Consider the following 16,604-nt stretch of genomic DNA (forward strand, 5'->3'; position numbering starts at 1 on the left):
GGCGAGGGGTGACAGGCTCGTTCTGCGGGAAGCCCGCCGCCCCTTGGCGGTGTCCTGTGGATCACGGACAAGTCGCGGCGTCCGACACAGCAGTTCGCCCCGTTGCCGAACATCCCCATAGCTCCTTCCTCAAGCCCTCAAGAGCCAGAGGGGATCCCCATGAAGACGCTCCGGCGCTTGCGATGCACCGCACCGGGCGCCGCGGCCTGTCCGACCCTGATCCACCAGACACCCCAGGAACGAGGAGAGTGCACAAGACGTCACAAAGTGCGCTCATTTAGCCTAAAAATGACACAGTCGGGGAAAGCGGCTGGTGCGGCCTGCTGCCTTGTCCACCGGGGGCTCCCGGGGAGCCCGGGGCCTCCCGGGGCCGCGACCGGACCTCCGGACGTTGTGCATCTCCATCGGATCCAACGGCTCTACGCAGCCATGGTCACCCCGTTCCGCCCCTCCCGAGCACAGCGAGCCGCTCCGCGCTGAACTTGTCGCGCCGTGTCTTCTGCTGGACGGCCGGTCTGCACACCGGCCCCATTGCCATCTGGCCGCGCGCGGATGAAGCGTCGACCGAGTAGGACGCGCGGCGCCGGACCATCACGGCACTCACCTCCGGGGAAGCACACATGCCCCGATATCAACGCGCGTTGGGCGGCCTACTGGCACTTGTCGCGGTGGCCGGCGGCACGGCGTGCGCGCGGTCCGACGACCCTTCTGCGCGGCAGAACCCCGCGTACACCACCGCCGACCACCTCGGGCTCCTGCACCGGCTGACCACGCCATGCAGGACGGCGGTCCCGGTGCGCTGACCCCGCTCCAAGTTCGGCTGGGCGGCGCGGTGTTGACCAGCGGCGTCGCGGACTTGAAGAGTCACGCGCCGATGCGCGAGGACAGCCGATTCCGGATCGGCAGCATGACCAAGCCGTTCGTGGCGACCGCCCCCCGAACTTCGAGCCCGGCACCGACTGGTCCTACTCCAACACGGGCTGCCCGCTGGCCGGCATGCTCATCGAGCGGGTGACCGGCCATCCGTACGGCGACGAGATCCGCCGACGCGTCATCAAACCGCTCGGCCTGCGTCAGATGTCCGTCCCCGACGACGGCTCGGAGATCCGCGAGCCGCACCCGCGCGGCTACGTCCGGCCGGGCAAGGACGCGCCGCTCAAGGACATCACCGCGCTCGACCCCACGGTCGCGGGCCCGAGCGGCTCCATGATCTCCAGCGGCGCCGACTTCAACCGCTTCCTGGGCGCACTCCTGCGCGGCAAGCTGCTTGTCCCCGCCCAACCCCACGAGATGATGAGGACCCGTCCGACCGGAAACCCGGACGGCGGGGCCTACGGCCTCGGCCTGGAGAGCGACCCCCTGCCCTGCGGCGGCCTCGCCCGGGGGCACGACGGCGACATCCCCGGCCACCAGACCGCAGCCGCCGCCACGGTCGACGGAGGCAGGCCACGGCCATGGTGAACCTCTACCTGGGCGGCACGGACGCCCAGAACGACGACATGGCATCCGCCGTCCAGACGGCACTCTGCGACGGCCACACTTCGATCCGTCGCCAGGGCTGTCCCGCAACTGATCTTGATAGGAGGGTTGGTTGTCAGCGCTGGATCCCGGGGACAACTGGAGCGCTGCGTCGCCACGCTCGCGCCGTGCTCGCGGACGATCCGGTTTGGTCACGTGGTGTCCAAGGTGGCCAGAGTGCGACGGGTGGTGGGCGGATCCGTCCGGGAAAATGAGCGGCAGGGTCCCTCTGGGACGCGGTACGGTGCGCCGATGTCAGAGATCAAGAAGTTCCAAGTCACCTTTGACAGCGCAGAACCTGAGCGCCTCGCTCGTTTCTGGTGCGAGGTGTTGGGCTATGTCATACCGCCGCCGCCGGAGGGGTTCGCCACCTGGGAGGAATTCAACCGCACCCTGCCTCCTGAGAAGCAGGGTTCATGGTTCGCCTGCAGTGACCCCTCGGGCGTGGGCCCGCGCTTGTACTTCCAGCGCGTCCCCGAAGGCAAGGTCGTCAAGAATCGGGTGCATCTCGACGTCCGGGTCGGCACGGGGCTCGTGGGGGACGAGCGCCTCGCCACGCTCGAAGCTGAGTGCGCACGACTGGTCGCGCTCGGTGCGACCCACGTGCGAACGCTGTATGCCGATGAGGAAAACGAGTCGTGCATTCCAATGCTGGACATCGAGGGCAACGAATTCTGTATCGACTGAGCATTCTCCGGGCAGGGGAGGTGGGGAACCGCCCCTCCTGGGCCTCTCTGGTCCTCGCATGGGGCGGCACTTTCCCCGTGAGGGCGAGGTGGTGCAGCCGGGCGATGCCGGGTATGGCGGTGTGAACGCCGCCGTCGTTCAGACGGCATTCACAAAGGATCTTCCATGCCTTAACCCGCGCGAAGGCGTGCTCGACGCGAGCCCGGACCTTGCGGTGGGAGGTGCTGTGCTCCTCCTTCAAAGCCGGCAGTTGCTTCTAAGCCGGCAGTTCGGTCTGGCCGCGTTCACGGCGGTGCGGGATGAGCAGGGCGGTGCCCCGAGAGCCGCCGTCCGCGATGGCCGTGGCCCGGCTGACGGGCGGCCTTCGCACCGGAAAGTTCCCACGCCTTGCGATCGTTGCGGTTGCCTGTGAGCGGTCGGCCGACGGTGCTGATGAGTTAGAACCGTGTATCAATGTGAGGTCCCTCTCTGAACGGTCTGATCGGCCGGATACCGGGGCTTCAGGTGGTTGGTCGGTGGGAGAATCGGATCCGTGACGACCGGATTTGAGGACTTCGAGCTGACCATGGACGAGCTGCGCGTTGTCGCACGCTACGTTGTGGAGAGCGCTGAGGAAATTCTCCCTGTGTTCGAGGCCGGCAACCCCAGCGATCCCCGACCTCGTGCAGCCATCGACGCCGCACGGGAGTTCGTGAACGGCGCGAGAAGGACCAAGCTCCAGCGCATCACCTCCTTGGATGCTCACCGCGCGGCGAAGGAGGCGGCCACCGAATCGGAACGGCTCGCCGCGCGCGCCGCCGGCGACGCTGCCGCTGCGGCTTACCTTCATCCGATTGCGAAAGCCACCCAGGTAGGTCACATCTTGCGAGCCGCTGCAATCGCGGCGGTCGTGGGGGAATTGAACGCAGGCGGTGATTTCGCCGTCGGGCTCAAGCTGATCGAACAGGCTCGACAACGCGCCACACCGGTCTTGATCGATGTCCTCAATCGGTACCCTCTCGCACCGACTGGTAAAAGTCGTACTGCACAACTCATGACCATCCTGGACACATCCTTGCGCACGTCCCGCTGACGGAGACCATCCGCCACCGCCGCCATCCGCGGCACTTGTCGCGCACCTACTATCCACCCGCGCCCGCCTCTGACCTGGGCAGTCATCACACTTCCCGGCTGCTCAACCCGAGCCGCCCCAGAGAAATCGCGTTGCGCGACGCGGCAAACGACGGCTCCGTCGAGGGCGCCGTCTCGCGTGCCGGGGCGGCTGCCAGCATCCGCCGCGCGCTCTTCCGCACGATCTCGTCCAGCAGCGAAACGCCGCCTCGCGTCGAACCGTCCTCACCGACTACCGTCAGCGCCGGTCGTGCCCTCCCGCCTGGCGCTGAAAACGCTAGCCATACTCGATCCCCATTGATCCCTCGGGAAGTGCGCTCATACCATCAAGCCGATCAACAGGTCTCGATCCTTGCTCGATCCGGGACGGCTGTAGCTCCCCTGTATGGACCTCTGAGTCGGCGGGCTGCGATGTCGATGTCGGTGGCACTGCTACTTGAGTACTTAAAGGCCGTCGATCGAGTGCAATTGGGCGAACTCGTCGGCAAGCATGCCCATCATCACGAGGTCGTGGTGTCGGCCTGCGAGAAATACGTGATCGCGCAGGCGGCCTTCCTCGACGAATCCGAGCCGTCGTTGGAGCTCAAGTGATGCCTCGTTGTGGGCGAAGATCCGCGCTTCGCACTTGTGGTAGCGCCGCTCGGCGAACATGAAGCGCAAGACCAGTACCACGGCTTCTGCCGCATAGCCTTTGCGGCGGTGCTCAGCACCGATCGTGACGCCGTACTCGAACCAGCCCATCCGCGGGTCGGCGTGGTGCGAACCGACAGCACCGACGACTTCCCCTGTTTCCACGGCTTCGACTGCCAACCCGAAGCAGTCTCCATCGGGTTTGGAGGCGGCCTGTTCCTTCGCCCACCCACGGAAGCTCTCGGCGGATCGGGGCGGATTCAGCAGGTCCCCCAACCGCTCCTCGTCCTCGGTCAAGCGCATGAACGCCGTCCAGTCGTCGGGCTCGATACCACGTAGGCGTATCCGCTTTCCACTCCAGAATGAAGTCATCCCCTATTGGATCAAGGGCCGACGTCCCTTGTCCATGCTGTGTGGAGGGCAGTGCGAATCGGCCGGTGAGGGCGTATTCGAACCGGTCGCAGGCTGAACAGAGGAGTTGATGTATTGCTCCCCGGCGATCGCGAACACGCCGGTCACGCAGTGCAGGACGGCGTCCCTAATACGGCGCGTGTACCGGCTGAGGATCGTTGCGTCGTTCACCAGGGAGGCAGAGCCGAATGATTTCGGCGTGCCAGTCAAACCGTGCCAGTTACAGGAGCCACTCCGGTGCGTCGGGGGGCGGCTCGACATGCTCGCCAGGCGGTGAGCAGTGTTTCGGGACGGTCTGGCAGCCGCCTGCGCCGAGTCCGGCGCGGTCGGCTGGACTGCAGAGTGTGACCCCGGAACGCCGGCCGTCGGCGGCCCGGATCCAGTTGTGCACGTCTCGGAGGTGTTGACCCCGAGATCGGCGGCGACCACTTGATCGTCGCTCCCAGCCTCTTGGCCGTTGCTCCCTGGCTCGACTGGTACAACGCGACTGCGTCCACCTTGAACTCCGGCGCAGCGCGGTGGCCGGTGGTTGGTGTTCGGTGTTCGGTGTTCTTGAGCACGACCGAGAGCCGTTCAGCCCGTCAGCACAATTGCGACTGCCGGGGCGTCGGGAACAGTTGGTCAGGCCTGCGCCGTTGGAACGACCGAGGGACCGGTGCCGTACGGGCGGGGAAGGGAGACCGCAAGGTCGTCCGCCGCGACAGGCCCGCGCCCCTCGCGATCGCGGTATGCCCGCCGCGCACTCGGACCACGACGTATTTCTGCAGGAGGACTGTTTCATGTCTGACCGGCCCTTGACGCTCATGGCAGTGCACGCCCACCCCGACGACGAGGCCACCGGAACCGGAGGAGTCCTTGCGCGGTACGCGGCGGAAGGCATCCGCACGGTTCTCGTGACGTGTACCGACGGCGGTTGCGGTGACGGACCGGGGGGTATCAAGCCGGGCGATCCCGGGCACGATCCGGCGGCCGTCGCCTTGATGCGCCGTCAAGAACTAGAGGCGAGCTGTGACGTCCTGAAGGTCAGTGATCTGGAGATGCTGGACTATGCCGACTCCGGGATGACGGGCTGGCCGAGCAATGACGCCCCTGGATCCTTCTGGCAGACCCCTGTGGAGGAAGGCGCCGCACGGCTCGCGGAACTCATGCGGCACTACCGACCCGATGTGGTCGTCACCTATGACGAGAACGGCTTCTACGGCCACCCCGATCACATCCAGGCCCACCGCATCACGATGGCGGCGCTGGAGATGACCGCGCTGACACCGAAGGTGTACTGGACGACGATGCCCCGCTCGGGGATGCAGCGGTTCGGCGAGATCATGCGCGAGTTCCATCCGGACATGCCGGAGCCGGATCCTGCCGAGGCCGCCGCGATGGCCAAGATCGGCCTCCCCGACGATGAGATCACCACGTGGGTGGACACCACCGCATTCAGCGGTCAGAAGTTCGACGCGCTGGCCGCGCACGCCAGTCAGGGCGAGAACATCTTCTTCCTCAAGATGGGCAAGGAGAGGTTCGGCGAGTTGATGGGCATGGAGACCTTCGTACGTGTGCAGGACGCCACCGGCGCGGGGCTTCCCGAGAACGACCTCTTCGCCGGACTGCGCTGATCCGAGGCCGGGGGGCGAGGCCTTTGGCGCAGGGCGTGCACGATGCGGTCAAGTGCCGCGCGCAGCAGGGGCGTTGCCGTGCGCAGCGAAGCCTCCAGGGGGACTCCCTGGGTGGTTTCGCCGTGCATGGTGACGTTGTGGGTGCCATGGAGCGGCGGCGCATGGCGGGGCGGCTCTTCGCCGTCGACTTCGTCGAGACCGTCCCCCCTGCCGGGCAGCGCCGGTACGTCCTCGTCGCCATCGGACACGCCACCCGACGCGCCCGTCCCGGGTGCCACCGCGCGCCCGACCGCGGCCTGGGTCACCCAGATACGCTCTCATCAGGCAATCCCATCAGGCCGCCCCGCTTTAGGCGTTGGTTCGGCCCTGTCGGCTACGGTGCCGGCCCTGCAGACCTCGTTGGTGGTTTGCAGGCCTGGCATGCCGATTGACGACGGCGATGGCGGTGAAGGCCAGGGCGAGGCGCCTGGAGTGCGGCAAATCCGCGATCTCGGTCCCGCCAGGTGTGTCTGCCATGCCTACACACTCGCCTGTGCACACATCCCTGTGCACTGGAACGACATCCCTGTGCTCTGGAGCGCCCCGGCGTCCTGGGGGTGGGGTCACCCCCGTCTGCGGCTGCTGGAGTGACGACACGTCCAGGCCGATGGGGCACGGCCTCGAAACCTCGTTCTCCAGCCTCAGGCACGCCGAGCCGGAGGCCCGGGCCATCTCTTCCGGCTACCGGATGGGCCGATGTGAGGTGGCGTGGATGGAGCCGAGCAGGGTGAGGGCCTGGGCGCTCGGGCTGCCGGGTTCAGCCTGGTAGATGACAAGTTGCTGGCCCGGAGCGTCGCGTACGTCGAAGGCTTGGTAGGTGAGCGTCAGGGGCCCGACGTCCGGGTGGAGGAAGTGCTTGGCGTCCTGGGTCTTGCCACGCACGGCGTGGGTGTTCCACAGGCTGGTGAAGTCGGCGCTGTGCTCGGTCAGGGCGCGGAGGAGTTCGCGCAGCCGTGGGTTGTTCGCGTCGAGGCCGGCCGCCTGACGCAGGTGGCTCACGGTGGCCTGCGCCGTGCGACCCCATCGGGTGTAGAACTGTCGGCCTGCCGGGTCGAGGAAGGTCATGCGGGCCAGGTTGTCCATTTGCTCGAAAGGTGAATGCAGGGCCTCGGCCAGGGCGTTGCTCGCCAGGACGTCCAGGGTCCGGTTGATGACGAACGCCGGAGCGCCCGGGTAACCGTCCATCAGCTGGTGAAGGGCGGGACTGACCCGGTCCGTGGTGTGTGTGAACTGGTTGCTCGGCGCTGTCCCGGCCAGCCGGTGCAGGTGCGCGTGCGCGTCGGGGTCCAGTCGCAGGGCGCGGCCGAGCGCGTCGAGTACATGGGCCGAGGGATGTCGTTAGCGCCCCTGTTCCAGGCGGGTGTAGTAGTCCGCGTTCACCCCGGCCAGGACCGCGACCTCTTCACGGCGCAGTCCGGTGACCCTGCGCACGCCGTAGCTCGCCATGCCGACGTCCTGCGGTCGTAGGCCCGCCCTGCGTGCGCGTAGGAACTCTCCCAGGTGGTTGTCGGTCATGTCCTCAGGCTAGGGCGCAGGGGCGGCGCGTTGCCTGGGTGTGGTGCACCCGGGCAACACACGTCCTGGTCGGCGGCCTTCGGCCCGTCAAGACTCGATCGGGCAGGGCAGATCCGCACCCAAGGCAGAGGGGAGTCCGCCATGACAGGGAACACGGAGGAGAGCCATGCCGACGTGGTCGGCATGTGGGTGACCGCGGACGGTCACATCCGCCAGGAGCTGCGAAGGGACGGGCGATACGACGAGGCCCGCGGCAACCGGCGCAGCGCATACACGGGTCGCTACACCGTGTCCGGCAGCCACATCGACTACCTCGATGACACCGGGTTCCACGCGACGGGCGACATTCGCGACGGAGTGCTATACCACGAGCACCTCGTGCTCTACCGAGAGGGATAGCAGAGATGACAGACGCAGCCAAGGTCGTGGCAGTCACCGGAGCGAGCAGCGGGATCGGCGAGGCGACCGCCCGCCGACTCGCCGCGGACGGCCACCGGTTGCTCCTGGGAGCACGGCGCATCGATCGCCTCGATGCGCTGACCAAGGAGATCAACACCGCAGGGGGCACAGCGGCGTTTCAGCGGCTGGACGTCACGGACGCCGACGATGTCCAGGCCTTCGTGTCCGCGGCTCGCGAGCGCTACGGCCGAGTGGACGTGGTGGTCAACAACGCCGGGGTGATGCCTCTCTCGCCGCTGGAAGCGCTGAAGACCGACGAGTGGGACCGCATGATCGACGTCAATGTGCGGGGGGTGCTGCACGGTATCGCCGCCGCCCTGCCCGCGATGCGCGCTCAGGGCGGAGGGCACTTCGTGAACATCGCCTCCGTCGGCGCCTACGAGGTCTCTCCCACCGCCGCCGTCTACTGCGCCACCAAATTCGCCGTCCGCGCGATCTCCGAGGGGCTGCGCCAGGAGTCCCCCGGGAAGATCCGGGTCACCCTCGTCTCTCCGGGCGTGACCGAGTCCGAACTGGCCGACAGCATCTCCGACTCTGCCGCGAGGGAGGTCATGAAGACCTACCGGGCCGTGGCGCTACCCGCCTCTGCCATTGCGGAGGCCATTGCCTACGCCCTTTCCCAGCCTCCAGAGGTCGACGTCAACGAAATAGTCGTCCGTCCCGCGGTGGGCGCCCGATAGCCCGCGGTGCCGCCACGCGTGTCACATGGCGGCCCCGCGGCACTGAAGACCACGACGTCTTCCTCGGTACCCGGGGCGACCCGCCGAGCGGCGCCCGCGCGTCTCGCTCACGCACCGGCCGCGGTGCCCGGCGCGCCGACGGGGTCGGCGGCGAAGTGGCGCAGCGTGGGCTCCCTGTCGAAGAAGTGGTCGATCGCTTCGGCGAATCGGGGGGCCTGCTCGCTCTTGAAGAACTTCTCGGTGTGGTCCTCCAGCGTGGCCCAGCCGACGCGCAGCAGGTAGGCGCCTTCGGTCTCGACGTCGCGGTGGAGTTCGACGGAGTGGCAGCCCTCGGCCGACTCCAGGATGGGTGCGGCGGCGAGCAGCGCCTGTTCGAACTCCTCCTCCCGGCCGGGCGTGATGTACAGGTAGGCGTATTCGTAGATCATTTGGATCTCCCTTCGGGCGCGCTCAGCGCACGGTCCTGATGCGGGTGACGGTGACGGCCGCCAGCAGGCCGATCACCATGGTGAAGAGGTAGAGGGCGGGGTAGTTGCCCCCGGAGCCGATGGCCAGCAGCAAGGGGGCCAGGGCGGGGCCGATGGACTGGGGCAGGACGTCGGCGCTGTTGATGACGCCGAGGTCCTTGCCCACGTCGTCCGAGCTCGGCAGGACCTCGGTGGCCAGGGCCATGTCCACGGCGAAGTAGAACCCCGACCCGATGCCCAGCAGGGTCTGCGCGAGATACACCGGGGGCAGCGTGGTGGAGACGGCCAGCAGTACGAGGCCGGCGGCGAGGAACGCGGCGGCGGCGGTGACGAAGACCTTGCGCCGGTTCAGCCGGTCGGAGAGCCACCCGCACAGGGCCGCGGTCACGGCGCTGAGTGTGTAGTTGAGGGTCGTCAGCAGAGCGACGGTGACCGCCACCGAGCCATCGGCGATGCCGACGCGGGAGCCGAGGTAGTAGGCGAGGTACGGGACGGGAGCCACGGAGGCGAAGTAGGTCAGGAACCGGGTCAGCCAGACCCAGCCGAAGTCCGGATGGCTGCGCGGGTCGGTCCAGAAGCTGCCGAAGAACTCCTTCGCGGAGAACGGGCGCAGCTCCGCGGGCGCGGGGGAGTCCTTCAGCGGCAGCGCGAACAGAGAGACGCAGCCGATCGCCGCGGCGGCGGGCACGAGGAATCCGGCCGGGCCTGCGGAGAAGAGGGCCGCCGCCCCCATCCCCACGGGCACCGCCAGACGTTGACTGAAGCCCATCACGCCCGACACGGTGCCGCGCTGCGCGAGGGGAACGTGCTCGGGCACCGTGGCTGCCAGTGCGGCGATGGAGGCGTTGAAGCTCAGCTGCGCCAGACACCAACCGGCGGTGATCGCCGGGATCGAGGGCACCAGGACGACGACGGCCAGGCCGACGGCGCCGCCGAGCACCCCGCAGACCAGCCAGGGACGTCGGCGTCCCCAGCGGGAGGTGGTGCGGTCCGACAGACGCCCCGCGAGGGGGTTGGCGAACAGGGCGACGAGCGCCCCGAGTCCGGCCGCCACAGCGAGGCTGGTTTCCTTGTGCTCGGGGTCCACATCCTCGATGCGCAGGGCCAGGGTGACCAGCGCGACGGAGAGGACGGCGCTGTACAGGCCGAGGTAGGCGAGGCCGAGCCGGACCACGAAGGCGCGTGACACCCGTGGCCCGGTCTCGACGGTGGTGGGGGCGAGGCGGGTCATGGGGCGGTGGTCACCGTGCTTCGTGCGGGCCGCGCAGGCGGGCGAGGGATGCTTCGACGCTGTCCAGGAGGCTGTTCCACGCCTTCGAGAACGCGGCGACGCCCTGGTCCTCCAGGAGGCGGACGACCTCGTCGTAGTCGATCCCGAGTTCGGAGAGCGTGGCGAGTACGCGGGTGGCGTCCGCGTAGTTTCCGCGCACGGTGTCCCCGTGGATGTCGCCGTGGTCGGCGACGGCGTCCAGGGTCTGCGGGGGCAAGGTGTTGACGGTGCCAGCGGTGACCAGCTCGGAGACGTAGAGCGTGTCGGGGTAGGCCGGGTTCTTGGTGCTGGTGGAGGTCCACAGCAGGCGCTGGACGTTGGCTCCGGCGGCCTGGAGGGCCTGCCAGCGTGGGCGGCGCACGGTCTCCTCGTACACCTGGTGGGCACGCCTGGAGTTGGCGAGTCCGGTACGGCCGCGCAGTTCCAGCGCCTGCGGGGTGCCGATCTCCTCAAGGCGCCGGTCGGTTTCGGTGTCCATCCGGGAGACGAAGAAGGAGGCCACGGATTCGATGACGGAGAGGTCGCGTCCGTTGCGCAGGGCCTCTTCCAGTCCGGTCTGGTAGGCGTCGACCACCGCCCGGTACCGCTCGATCGAGAAGATGAGGGTGACGTTGACGCTGATGCCCTCGGCGATCGCCCGGCTGATGGCGGGGAGGCCGGCGGGCGTGGCCGGGATCTTGATGAGCAGGTTGGGCCGGTCGACCGTCCACCACAGGTGGCGGGCCTCGGCCACGGTGGCGTCGGTGTCGTGGGCGAGGCGCGGGTCGACCTCCAGGGAGACCCGTCCGTCATGGCTGTCGGTGCGCTGATACACGCTCCGCAGCACGTCGGCGGCCTCGCGTACGTCGGCCGTGGTCAGGGCGCGCACGGCCTCTTCGGCAGTGACACCTCGCAACGCCAGGTCGCGCAGGTCGTCGTCGTAGGCGGAGCCGGTACCACCGGCGATGGCCTGATGAAAGATGGACGGGTTGGTGGTGACGCCGACGACGTTCTGGTCGCGGACGACGGACGCGAGGCCGCCGGAGGCGATCCGCTTCCGGCTCAGGTCGTCCAGCCAGATGGACACGCCGTGTTCGGTCAGCTGCCGTAACGGATCGTTCATGGGGGGTATGGCTCCTCGTGTGCTCATGCCTTGACAGCGGCTCCGGCGTCCACGGGCAGCGTGGCGCCGGTGACGTAGCGGGCCTCGTCGGACGCCAGCCACAGCACCGCGTTGCTGATGTCGCCGCTCTCCACCCAGGGCACCGGGATGACGCTCAACTCGGCTGCAGCCGCGGCGAATTCCTCACGGGAGGGGTTCTCCACGTCCGGCAGCAGGAGGCGTCGACCGGTGATGTTCTGGACCATGTCGGTGTCCACGTTGCCCGGGTGGATGCTGTTCACGCGGATGTAGTACGGGGCCAGTTCGTTTGCCAGCGACCTCATGAGCCCCACGAGTCCGTGCTTGGACGCGGCGTAGTGGGACATGTTCGGCCGGCCGAGCGTGCCGGCGACGGAGTTGGTGAAGATGATGGATCCGCCGCGGCCGGCCTCGATCATGTGCGGGACCGCTGCCTTGATGGTGTGCCAGGCGCCGGTGAGGTTGACGTCGATCATGTCGTTCCACTGCTTCTCGGTCAGCTCCCAGGAGCGGCCGAGCGAGCCGATGCCGGCGTTCGCGCACACCACGTCGATGTGCCCGAACTCGTCGAGCCCGGCCTGGACCAGGGCCTCCATCTGGTCCAGCCTGCGCACGTCGGCACCGAAGGTGAGGATCTTGCCCCCTTCCTTCTCGACCAGGCTCCGTGTCTCCTGCAGGTCCTGGGAGGTCGCCAGGGAGTAGTGCGTGCTGCCGACCTCCTCGCAGATGTCCGACGCGATGATGTGCGCGCCCTCCTGAGCCAGCCGGACGGCGTGCGAACGGCCCTGGCCGCGCGCGGCTCCGGTGATCAGAACGACCTTTCCCTCTACCCGTCCCATGCTTGTGCCTTCCTCCTCGATAGCGTGCCGGGTGGTGTCGGTGCGGGGTGTTTCCGCGTGATCGCGCCGCCTCAGGCGCGTACGCCGACCGATCGTGCGCCGTCGGCGGCGCGAGCGCGCAGGGCGCGTACGGCGGCTCCGGGATCGTCACCGGCGTAGACGGCCGAGCCGGCGACGAAGGAGTCGGCACCGGCCTCGGCGCAGCGCGCGATGGTGGTTTCGTTGACGCCGCCGTCGACCTGGAGCCACAGCGGTATGTCACGGCCGCCGAAGCGGCACAGGTTGTCGATGAGGGCACGGGCCCGGCGGACCTTGTCGAGGGTGAACTCCAGGAACTTCTGGCTCCCGAAACCCGGCTCCACCGTCATGATCAGCAGGGTGTCGACCTCGGCCAACAGCCCCTCGTACGGCTGGAGGGAAGTCGCCGGGTTGAGGGCGAGCCCGGCCTGGGCACCTGCGGCACGGATGGCCCGAAGCGTCCGTACGGGCGAGTGGGTGGCCTCGGCGTGGATCGTGACGCTGCCGGCGCCGACCTCGGCGTAGCCGGTGGCCCAGCGGTCGGGGTCGGAGACACCCAGGTGTATGTCGAGGGGGAGCCGCGCGTTTTTAACGAGGGATTCCACCACTGGTAACCCGACTGTGAGGTTGGGCACGAAGTGGCTGTCCATGACGTCGACATGGAGAAAGTCGGCGTCATTGGCGACCGCGGCCGCCTCCTCGGCGAGACGGGTGAAGTCGGCGGCGAGAATACTGGGAGAAATCCTGGTGTTCATAAGGGAACTCCATCGATGGTGAGGGTAATTCCGTCCGGTTGCGTACGGCACTCGATGGACTTGACTCCGTCAGCGACCACATGGGCATTGCCCAGTTCGCTGACGTCATGCCGGAAACGCACGGCGACAACCGTCATACCGGCGTCCTTCGCGGCGTTGATACCGATGGGAGAATCGTCGATACCAACCACTGACGCGGGGTCGAAACCCAGCTTGGCGGCGCCGAGGAGGAATCCTTCCGGGTGGGGCTTGGGGTGGACCACGTTGTCCGCGCTGACGATCACGTCGGGTACCGGCAGGCCGGCGCTGCGCAGGCGGGCCTGCGCCACCTCGGTGTCGTTGGAGGTGACGATCCCCCACCGCTCGGCGGGCAGGGCGGCCAGCACCTCGGCCGCTCCGGGAAGGGCCACGACCTTGTCCACTCTGGCTCGTTCGGCCAGCCGGACCCGTTCGGCGTGTTCGTCGATCTCCTGCTGTGAAAGCCGCGGGAGAAGGGTGCGGATGATGTCGGCGCGTTTCTGTCCGTAGAAGGGGGCGAGGTCGAATGTGTCGCCCAGGCCGACGGAATCGGCCCACTCACCCCAGCAATCCTCGGCATCCCCGTACGAGTCGACCAGCGTTCCGTCGAGGTCGAAGAGGATGGCAGCGTGCAGTGCCATACATTGCCCTTCCGGCAGGTTCTTTCGGCTGGAATATGCAGCCTACAAGCGCCATTCCGTGCTGGCCGGGAGCGACGATCGCGTATAGGCCGTCCTGGCGGATCTCCGCCCCCGTCGCCCGCCTGCGAGGAAACCTGCCGGACACACGTACTGCCCCTATATGTCCGGTTCTGGAATGTCCAGAATTTATCGCACCTGTGCGCGCACCCCGAGGTGTGGGTGCGGAGAATAGCGCAGGACGGAAACCCGGAAAAATGGAATTCAAACCTGTGCGGCATATCGGGTTTCGCGCGCGGTGCTCCCGGCGTGCGCGATTTGATACTGCCGGTCGGGCCCGCGCACGGCTGCCTGTTCGACGGCGGCGGGCGCTTGCCGTCCGCCCTGTCATGGTGGCTGCAGGGTCCTCGGCTGAGGGCGCGGCCAGTTGTCGCGGGACATGTCGTGGGTGGCACAGGCCAATGCCAGTGAAACCAGATGCTTCGACGGGCATCGGTCGGGTAGCGTGCGGGCCATGTCGAGTCCTGAGTCAGACAAGGTGGGGGCTTTCCGTCACGCCGTCAGCCCCCTGAACCACTGAGTTCGTAGCCCCGTCGTCGCGCCGCTTTCTGTGGCGGGACAAGTGACAACTGGGGGCCGGCCGCGGTGACGAGATGACCTTCTCGTGCCTCTCCTCACCTCGGAGCCACTCGATGCCTCTCTCGCTGTACCTGCTTGCCATGGCGGTCTTCGCCATGGGCACCTCGGAGTTCATGCTCGCCGGCCTCTTGCCGGACATCGCCTCAGATCTTGACGTCACCGTCGGGACAGCAGGCGTCCTCACCTCGGCCTTCGCGATCGGCATGATCGTCGGCGCCCCGCTTGTCGCCGCCCTTGCCCGCAACTGGCCCAGGCGCTCCAGCCTTCTCGGGTTCATCCTCGCTTTCGCGGCGGCTCACGCCGTGGGCGCCATCACCACGAGCTTCCCCATCCTGTCCGCCACCCGAGTCGTCGCCGCGCTCGCGAACGCAGGGTTCCTTGCCGTTGCTCTGACGGCTGCCGCCGCGCTCGTCCCACCCGCCAGGAAGGGACGTGCGTTGGCCGTGCTGCTGTCAGGCACGACGGTGGCCACGATCGCCGGTGTCCCTGGTGGGTCGGTACTCGGCACGGTACTCGGCTGGCGAGCCACATTCTGGGCTGTCGCCGCCCTCTGTCTGCCTGCGGCTCTCGGCATTCTGAAGGGAATCCCAGCAGGACGTGATGAGGACGAGGCGACTGGCACGCCGGCGTTGCGAGCGGAGCTCGCCCAGCTCACAAGGCCGCCGTTGATCCTGGTGATGCTGCTCGGCACGCTGGTGAACGCGGCAACCTTCGCAAGCCTCACCTTCATCGCCCCCGTGGTGACCGACAGCGCCGGGCTGGGCGAGTTGTCGATCTCTGTCGCTCTGGTGCTCTTCGGTGCCGGTTCCTTTGTGGGCGTCACCGTCGCCGGCCGGCTGTCAGACCGGCGTCCCGGTCCGGTCATCGCGGTCGGTGGTCCGTTGCTGCTCATCGGCTGGCCGGCCCTGGCGATGCTGGCCAAGGAGCCGGTCGCCCTGTTCATCCTCGTCTTCGTGCAGGGCGCACTGTCGTTCGCGCTGGGCAGCACGCTGATTACGCGCGTCCTTTACGAGGCCGCGGGAGCCCCCACTATGGCTGGCTCGTATGCGACCGCCGCGCTCAACGTGGGCGCCGCCGTCGGCCCCGTCATCGCTGCGGCCACCCTCAGCACCGAAGCCGGGCACCTCGGGCCGTTCTGGGCGAGTGGACTCCTCGTCGCGGTCGCGCTGCTCATCGCGTTCCCCCTCCGCACGGTGATCGCGGTCGGCCGGAGCACCGAGGCGCTGCGGTGACACCTCCGAACGCCCCGTTGAACATCGAGGGTCGCCGACGGCTCATGGAGCGCTGCCGCACCCGTCCGATCCCGCACGGAAGCCCACCGGTGAGGACCCGGCGTCGTCGTCGGCGGTGATGTGCCAGCCAGGCGCTGTTGCCGCTGGATGAGACAGCGGCCCGCGCGATGACCGCCGGTATCCGGGAGGTCATCGGCGATGTCGTGCGGCCGGGCGGACATGGTGTGCGCCGTCGATCGCCGCGCCTCACACGGCACCGCCGTCTCGTGCCCGGTGCCCAGCCGAGTGGCTGGGCACCGCTGGTGAGTGCGAGCTGCCGTGCCTAGCAGCCGTGCCGGGTGGTCACCGGTGTCACTCGTCGGTGCACATGACGGTGTCCCGGGTGATCTGCACAGGTCGGGCGCCGGGGTCGCAGGTGCGGTAGATGTACCGGCCTTGGTCGCAGGTGTACAACCCGTTTCCTCCGACGGACATGGCTCCTTCCCGCTGACAGGACCCGAAGGGCGTCGGATGTGGTGTTGCGGTGCTCGGGCTGGACAGGGGGATGACGGCTGCGCCGGCCAGGAGCAGGGCGGTGACGATCGGGCGGACACGCATCGAGTTTCTCCCGTTCTCGTGGGGTGGGTGCCCGGTTTAACGCGTGTCTGACCCGCGGTGATCGCCGACGCACCGGGAGGACCTGCGGTCCCACTCAAAGGGCGGGTGTCGGGGACGGGCTTCGAGCGTGCTGACGGCGGTGCTGGTGGACAGAGGCGTGGCGCTGTGGCAGTGCTTCATGCGGGGGTACGGCAGTGGCGCGCCGCTCGTACCGCGCGCTGCTTGCCCTGGTCGAAGAGCTGACCGCTGCCGTGCTGAACGCCGCAGACTTGACCGGGTTCGGAGCGGTCGTGGCAGCGGCCATGGATGCGTTGAAGCCGACCTTCGCCACATCGGCGACGTAGCGACG

The 16,604-nt window shown here is 68.0% G+C and carries 18 protein-coding genes and 2 pseudogenes; 10 read left to right on the plus strand and 10 right to left on the minus strand.

Annotation, left to right across the window (positions count from 1 at the left end):
- Positions 1-620: 620 nt before the first annotated feature.
- The 4 genes from ACWC2B_RS20525 to ACWC2B_RS20540 all read left to right on the plus strand — a co-directional run bounded on the left by ACWC2B_RS20525 (position 621) and on the right by ACWC2B_RS20540 (position 2,205).
- The gene (locus ACWC2B_RS20525) at positions 621-803 is read left to right on the plus strand and encodes a hypothetical protein (RefSeq protein ID WP_450718503.1); all 183 of its coding nucleotides are present in this window, start codon (positions 621-623) and stop codon (positions 801-803) included.
- Positions 776-1,015, plus strand: a complete 240-nt coding sequence (locus tag ACWC2B_RS20530; RefSeq protein ID WP_450718505.1) for a serine hydrolase — start codon at positions 776-778, stop codon at positions 1,013-1,015. Before ACWC2B_RS20525 ends, ACWC2B_RS20530 begins: the two co-directional genes overlap by 28 nt.
- Complete coding sequence (locus tag ACWC2B_RS20535; RefSeq protein WP_450718625.1) at positions 988-1,461, plus strand: serine hydrolase domain-containing protein; 474 nt, start codon at positions 988-990, stop codon at positions 1,459-1,461. Before ACWC2B_RS20530 ends, ACWC2B_RS20535 begins: the two co-directional genes overlap by 28 nt.
- Positions 1,462-1,770: 309 nt before the next feature.
- Entirely contained in the window at positions 1,771-2,205 is a 435-nt protein-coding gene (locus tag ACWC2B_RS20540; RefSeq protein ID WP_450718507.1) for a VOC family protein, read from the plus strand.
- Positions 2,206-2,278: 73 nt separating this feature from the next.
- Here the strand turns inward: ACWC2B_RS20540 and ACWC2B_RS20545 are convergent.
- Positions 2,279-2,642 (minus strand): annotated as a pseudogene (locus ACWC2B_RS20545) (transposase family protein); the annotation flags it as partial.
- Between the two features lie 95 nt (positions 2,643-2,737).
- Here ACWC2B_RS20545 and ACWC2B_RS20550 point away from each other — a divergent pair.
- Complete coding sequence (locus ACWC2B_RS20550) at positions 2,738-3,277, plus strand: putative immunity protein (protein ID WP_450718509.1); 540 nt, start codon at positions 2,738-2,740, stop codon at positions 3,275-3,277.
- A 482-nt stretch (positions 3,278-3,759) separates the two neighbouring features.
- Here ACWC2B_RS20550 and ACWC2B_RS20555 read toward each other — a convergent pair whose 3' ends face one another.
- Positions 3,760-4,317, minus strand: coding sequence for a GNAT family N-acetyltransferase (locus tag ACWC2B_RS20555; RefSeq protein ID WP_450718511.1), 558 nt, complete (start codon positions 4,315-4,317; stop codon positions 3,760-3,762).
- Between the two features lie 818 nt (positions 4,318-5,135).
- On the opposite strand from ACWC2B_RS20555, the gene ACWC2B_RS20560 reads away from it, so the two are divergent.
- A complete protein-coding gene (locus tag ACWC2B_RS20560; protein WP_450718513.1) occupies positions 5,136-5,969 on the plus strand; it encodes a PIG-L family deacetylase in 834 nt (277 codons plus the stop codon).
- A gap of 720 nt (positions 5,970-6,689) precedes the next feature.
- Here the strand turns inward: ACWC2B_RS20560 and ACWC2B_RS20565 are convergent.
- Positions 6,690-7,523, minus strand: a pseudogene (locus ACWC2B_RS20565) (helix-turn-helix transcriptional regulator).
- 141 nt (positions 7,524-7,664) lie between these two features.
- Between ACWC2B_RS20565 and ACWC2B_RS20570 the strand changes: the two are divergent.
- Together ACWC2B_RS20570 and ACWC2B_RS20575 are read left to right on the plus strand one after the other, a co-directional pair.
- Positions 7,665-7,922, plus strand: coding sequence for an Atu4866 domain-containing protein (locus tag ACWC2B_RS20570; RefSeq protein ID WP_450718515.1), 258 nt, complete (start codon positions 7,665-7,667; stop codon positions 7,920-7,922).
- A gap of 5 nt (positions 7,923-7,927) precedes the next feature.
- Positions 7,928-8,662, plus strand: coding sequence for an SDR family oxidoreductase (locus ACWC2B_RS20575; protein ID WP_450718517.1), 735 nt, complete (start codon positions 7,928-7,930; stop codon positions 8,660-8,662).
- A 107-nt stretch (positions 8,663-8,769) separates the two neighbouring features.
- Here the strand turns inward: ACWC2B_RS20575 and ACWC2B_RS20580 are convergent, their stop codons facing one another.
- The 6 genes from ACWC2B_RS20580 to ACWC2B_RS20605 form a co-directional block, all read right to left on the minus strand.
- A complete protein-coding gene (locus ACWC2B_RS20580; RefSeq protein WP_450718519.1) occupies positions 8,770-9,090 on the minus strand; it encodes an antibiotic biosynthesis monooxygenase family protein in 321 nt (106 codons plus the stop codon).
- 22 nt (positions 9,091-9,112) lie between these two features.
- A complete protein-coding gene (locus ACWC2B_RS20585; RefSeq protein WP_450718521.1) occupies positions 9,113-10,360 on the minus strand; it encodes an MFS transporter in 1,248 nt (415 codons plus the stop codon).
- 10 nt (positions 10,361-10,370) lie between these two features.
- A complete protein-coding gene (gene tal / locus ACWC2B_RS20590; RefSeq protein WP_450718523.1) occupies positions 10,371-11,501 on the minus strand; it encodes a transaldolase in 1,131 nt (376 codons plus the stop codon).
- 23 nt (positions 11,502-11,524) lie between these two features.
- Complete coding sequence (locus tag ACWC2B_RS20595) at positions 11,525-12,358, minus strand: mycofactocin-coupled SDR family oxidoreductase (protein WP_450718525.1); 834 nt, start codon at positions 12,356-12,358, stop codon at positions 11,525-11,527.
- Between the two features lie 71 nt (positions 12,359-12,429).
- Positions 12,430-13,131, minus strand: coding sequence for a ribulose-phosphate 3-epimerase (rpe, locus tag ACWC2B_RS20600; protein ID WP_450718527.1), 702 nt, complete (start codon positions 13,129-13,131; stop codon positions 12,430-12,432).
- Positions 13,128-13,790 carry an HAD family hydrolase gene (locus ACWC2B_RS20605; protein WP_450718529.1) on the minus strand — a complete coding sequence of 221 codons (663 nt, stop codon included), beginning with the start codon at positions 13,788-13,790 and terminating at the stop codon, positions 13,128-13,130. Before ACWC2B_RS20605 ends, rpe begins: the two co-directional genes overlap by 4 nt.
- Positions 13,791-14,479: 689 nt before the next feature.
- Between ACWC2B_RS20605 and ACWC2B_RS20610 the strand changes: the two genes are divergently transcribed.
- Positions 14,480-15,658, plus strand: coding sequence for a Cmx/CmrA family chloramphenicol efflux MFS transporter (locus ACWC2B_RS20610; protein WP_450718531.1), 1,179 nt, complete (start codon positions 14,480-14,482; stop codon positions 15,656-15,658).
- A 351-nt stretch (positions 15,659-16,009) separates the two neighbouring features.
- Here the strand turns inward: ACWC2B_RS20610 and ACWC2B_RS20615 are convergent, their stop codons facing one another.
- The gene (locus ACWC2B_RS20615) at positions 16,010-16,132 is read right to left on the minus strand and encodes a hypothetical protein (protein WP_450718533.1); all 123 of its coding nucleotides are present in this window, start codon (positions 16,130-16,132) and stop codon (positions 16,010-16,012) included.
- A 317-nt stretch (positions 16,133-16,449) separates the two neighbouring features.
- Here ACWC2B_RS20615 and ACWC2B_RS20620 point away from each other — a divergent pair, with 317 nt between their 5' ends.
- Complete coding sequence (locus ACWC2B_RS20620) at positions 16,450-16,599, plus strand: hypothetical protein (protein ID WP_450718535.1); 150 nt, start codon at positions 16,450-16,452, stop codon at positions 16,597-16,599.
- Positions 16,600-16,604: the final 5 nt, after the last annotated feature.

Source organism: Streptomyces sp. NPDC001415, assembly GCF_053597395.1.

What these genes read in the sequence shown, in the direction of transcription:
- ACWC2B_RS20615 (WP_450718533.1), bottom strand. Translation starts at nt 16,132, where the DNA reads ATGTCCGTCGGAGGAAACGGGTTGTACACCTGCGACCAAGGCCGGTAC.
- ACWC2B_RS20525 (WP_450718503.1), top strand. Translation starts at nt 621, where the DNA reads ATGCCCCGATATCAACGCGCGTTGGGCGGCCTACTGGCACTTGTCGCG.
- ACWC2B_RS20560 (WP_450718513.1), top strand. Translation starts at nt 5,136, where the DNA reads ATGTCTGACCGGCCCTTGACGCTCATGGCAGTGCACGCCCACCCCGAC.
- ACWC2B_RS20595 (WP_450718525.1), bottom strand. Translation starts at nt 12,358, where the DNA reads ATGGGACGGGTAGAGGGAAAGGTCGTTCTGATCACCGGAGCCGCGCGC.
- ACWC2B_RS20575 (WP_450718517.1), top strand. Translation starts at nt 7,928, where the DNA reads ATGACAGACGCAGCCAAGGTCGTGGCAGTCACCGGAGCGAGCAGCGGG.
- rpe (WP_450718527.1), bottom strand. Translation starts at nt 13,131, where the DNA reads ATGAACACCAGGATTTCTCCCAGTATTCTCGCCGCCGACTTCACCCGT.
- ACWC2B_RS20570 (WP_450718515.1), top strand. Translation starts at nt 7,665, where the DNA reads ATGACAGGGAACACGGAGGAGAGCCATGCCGACGTGGTCGGCATGTGG.
- tal (WP_450718523.1), bottom strand. Translation starts at nt 11,501, where the DNA reads ATGAACGATCCGTTACGGCAGCTGACCGAACACGGCGTGTCCATCTGG.
- ACWC2B_RS20585 (WP_450718521.1), bottom strand. Translation starts at nt 10,360, where the DNA reads ATGACCCGCCTCGCCCCCACCACCGTCGAGACCGGGCCACGGGTGTCA.
- ACWC2B_RS20605 (WP_450718529.1), bottom strand. Translation starts at nt 13,790, where the DNA reads ATGGCACTGCACGCTGCCATCCTCTTCGACCTCGACGGAACGCTGGTC.
- ACWC2B_RS20530 (WP_450718505.1), top strand. Translation starts at nt 776, where the DNA reads ATGCAGGACGGCGGTCCCGGTGCGCTGACCCCGCTCCAAGTTCGGCTG.
- ACWC2B_RS20540 (WP_450718507.1), top strand. Translation starts at nt 1,771, where the DNA reads ATGTCAGAGATCAAGAAGTTCCAAGTCACCTTTGACAGCGCAGAACCT.
- ACWC2B_RS20610 (WP_450718531.1), top strand. Translation starts at nt 14,480, where the DNA reads ATGCCTCTCTCGCTGTACCTGCTTGCCATGGCGGTCTTCGCCATGGGC.
- ACWC2B_RS20555 (WP_450718511.1), bottom strand. Translation starts at nt 4,317, where the DNA reads ATGACTTCATTCTGGAGTGGAAAGCGGATACGCCTACGTGGTATCGAG.
- ACWC2B_RS20580 (WP_450718519.1), bottom strand. Translation starts at nt 9,090, where the DNA reads ATGATCTACGAATACGCCTACCTGTACATCACGCCCGGCCGGGAGGAG.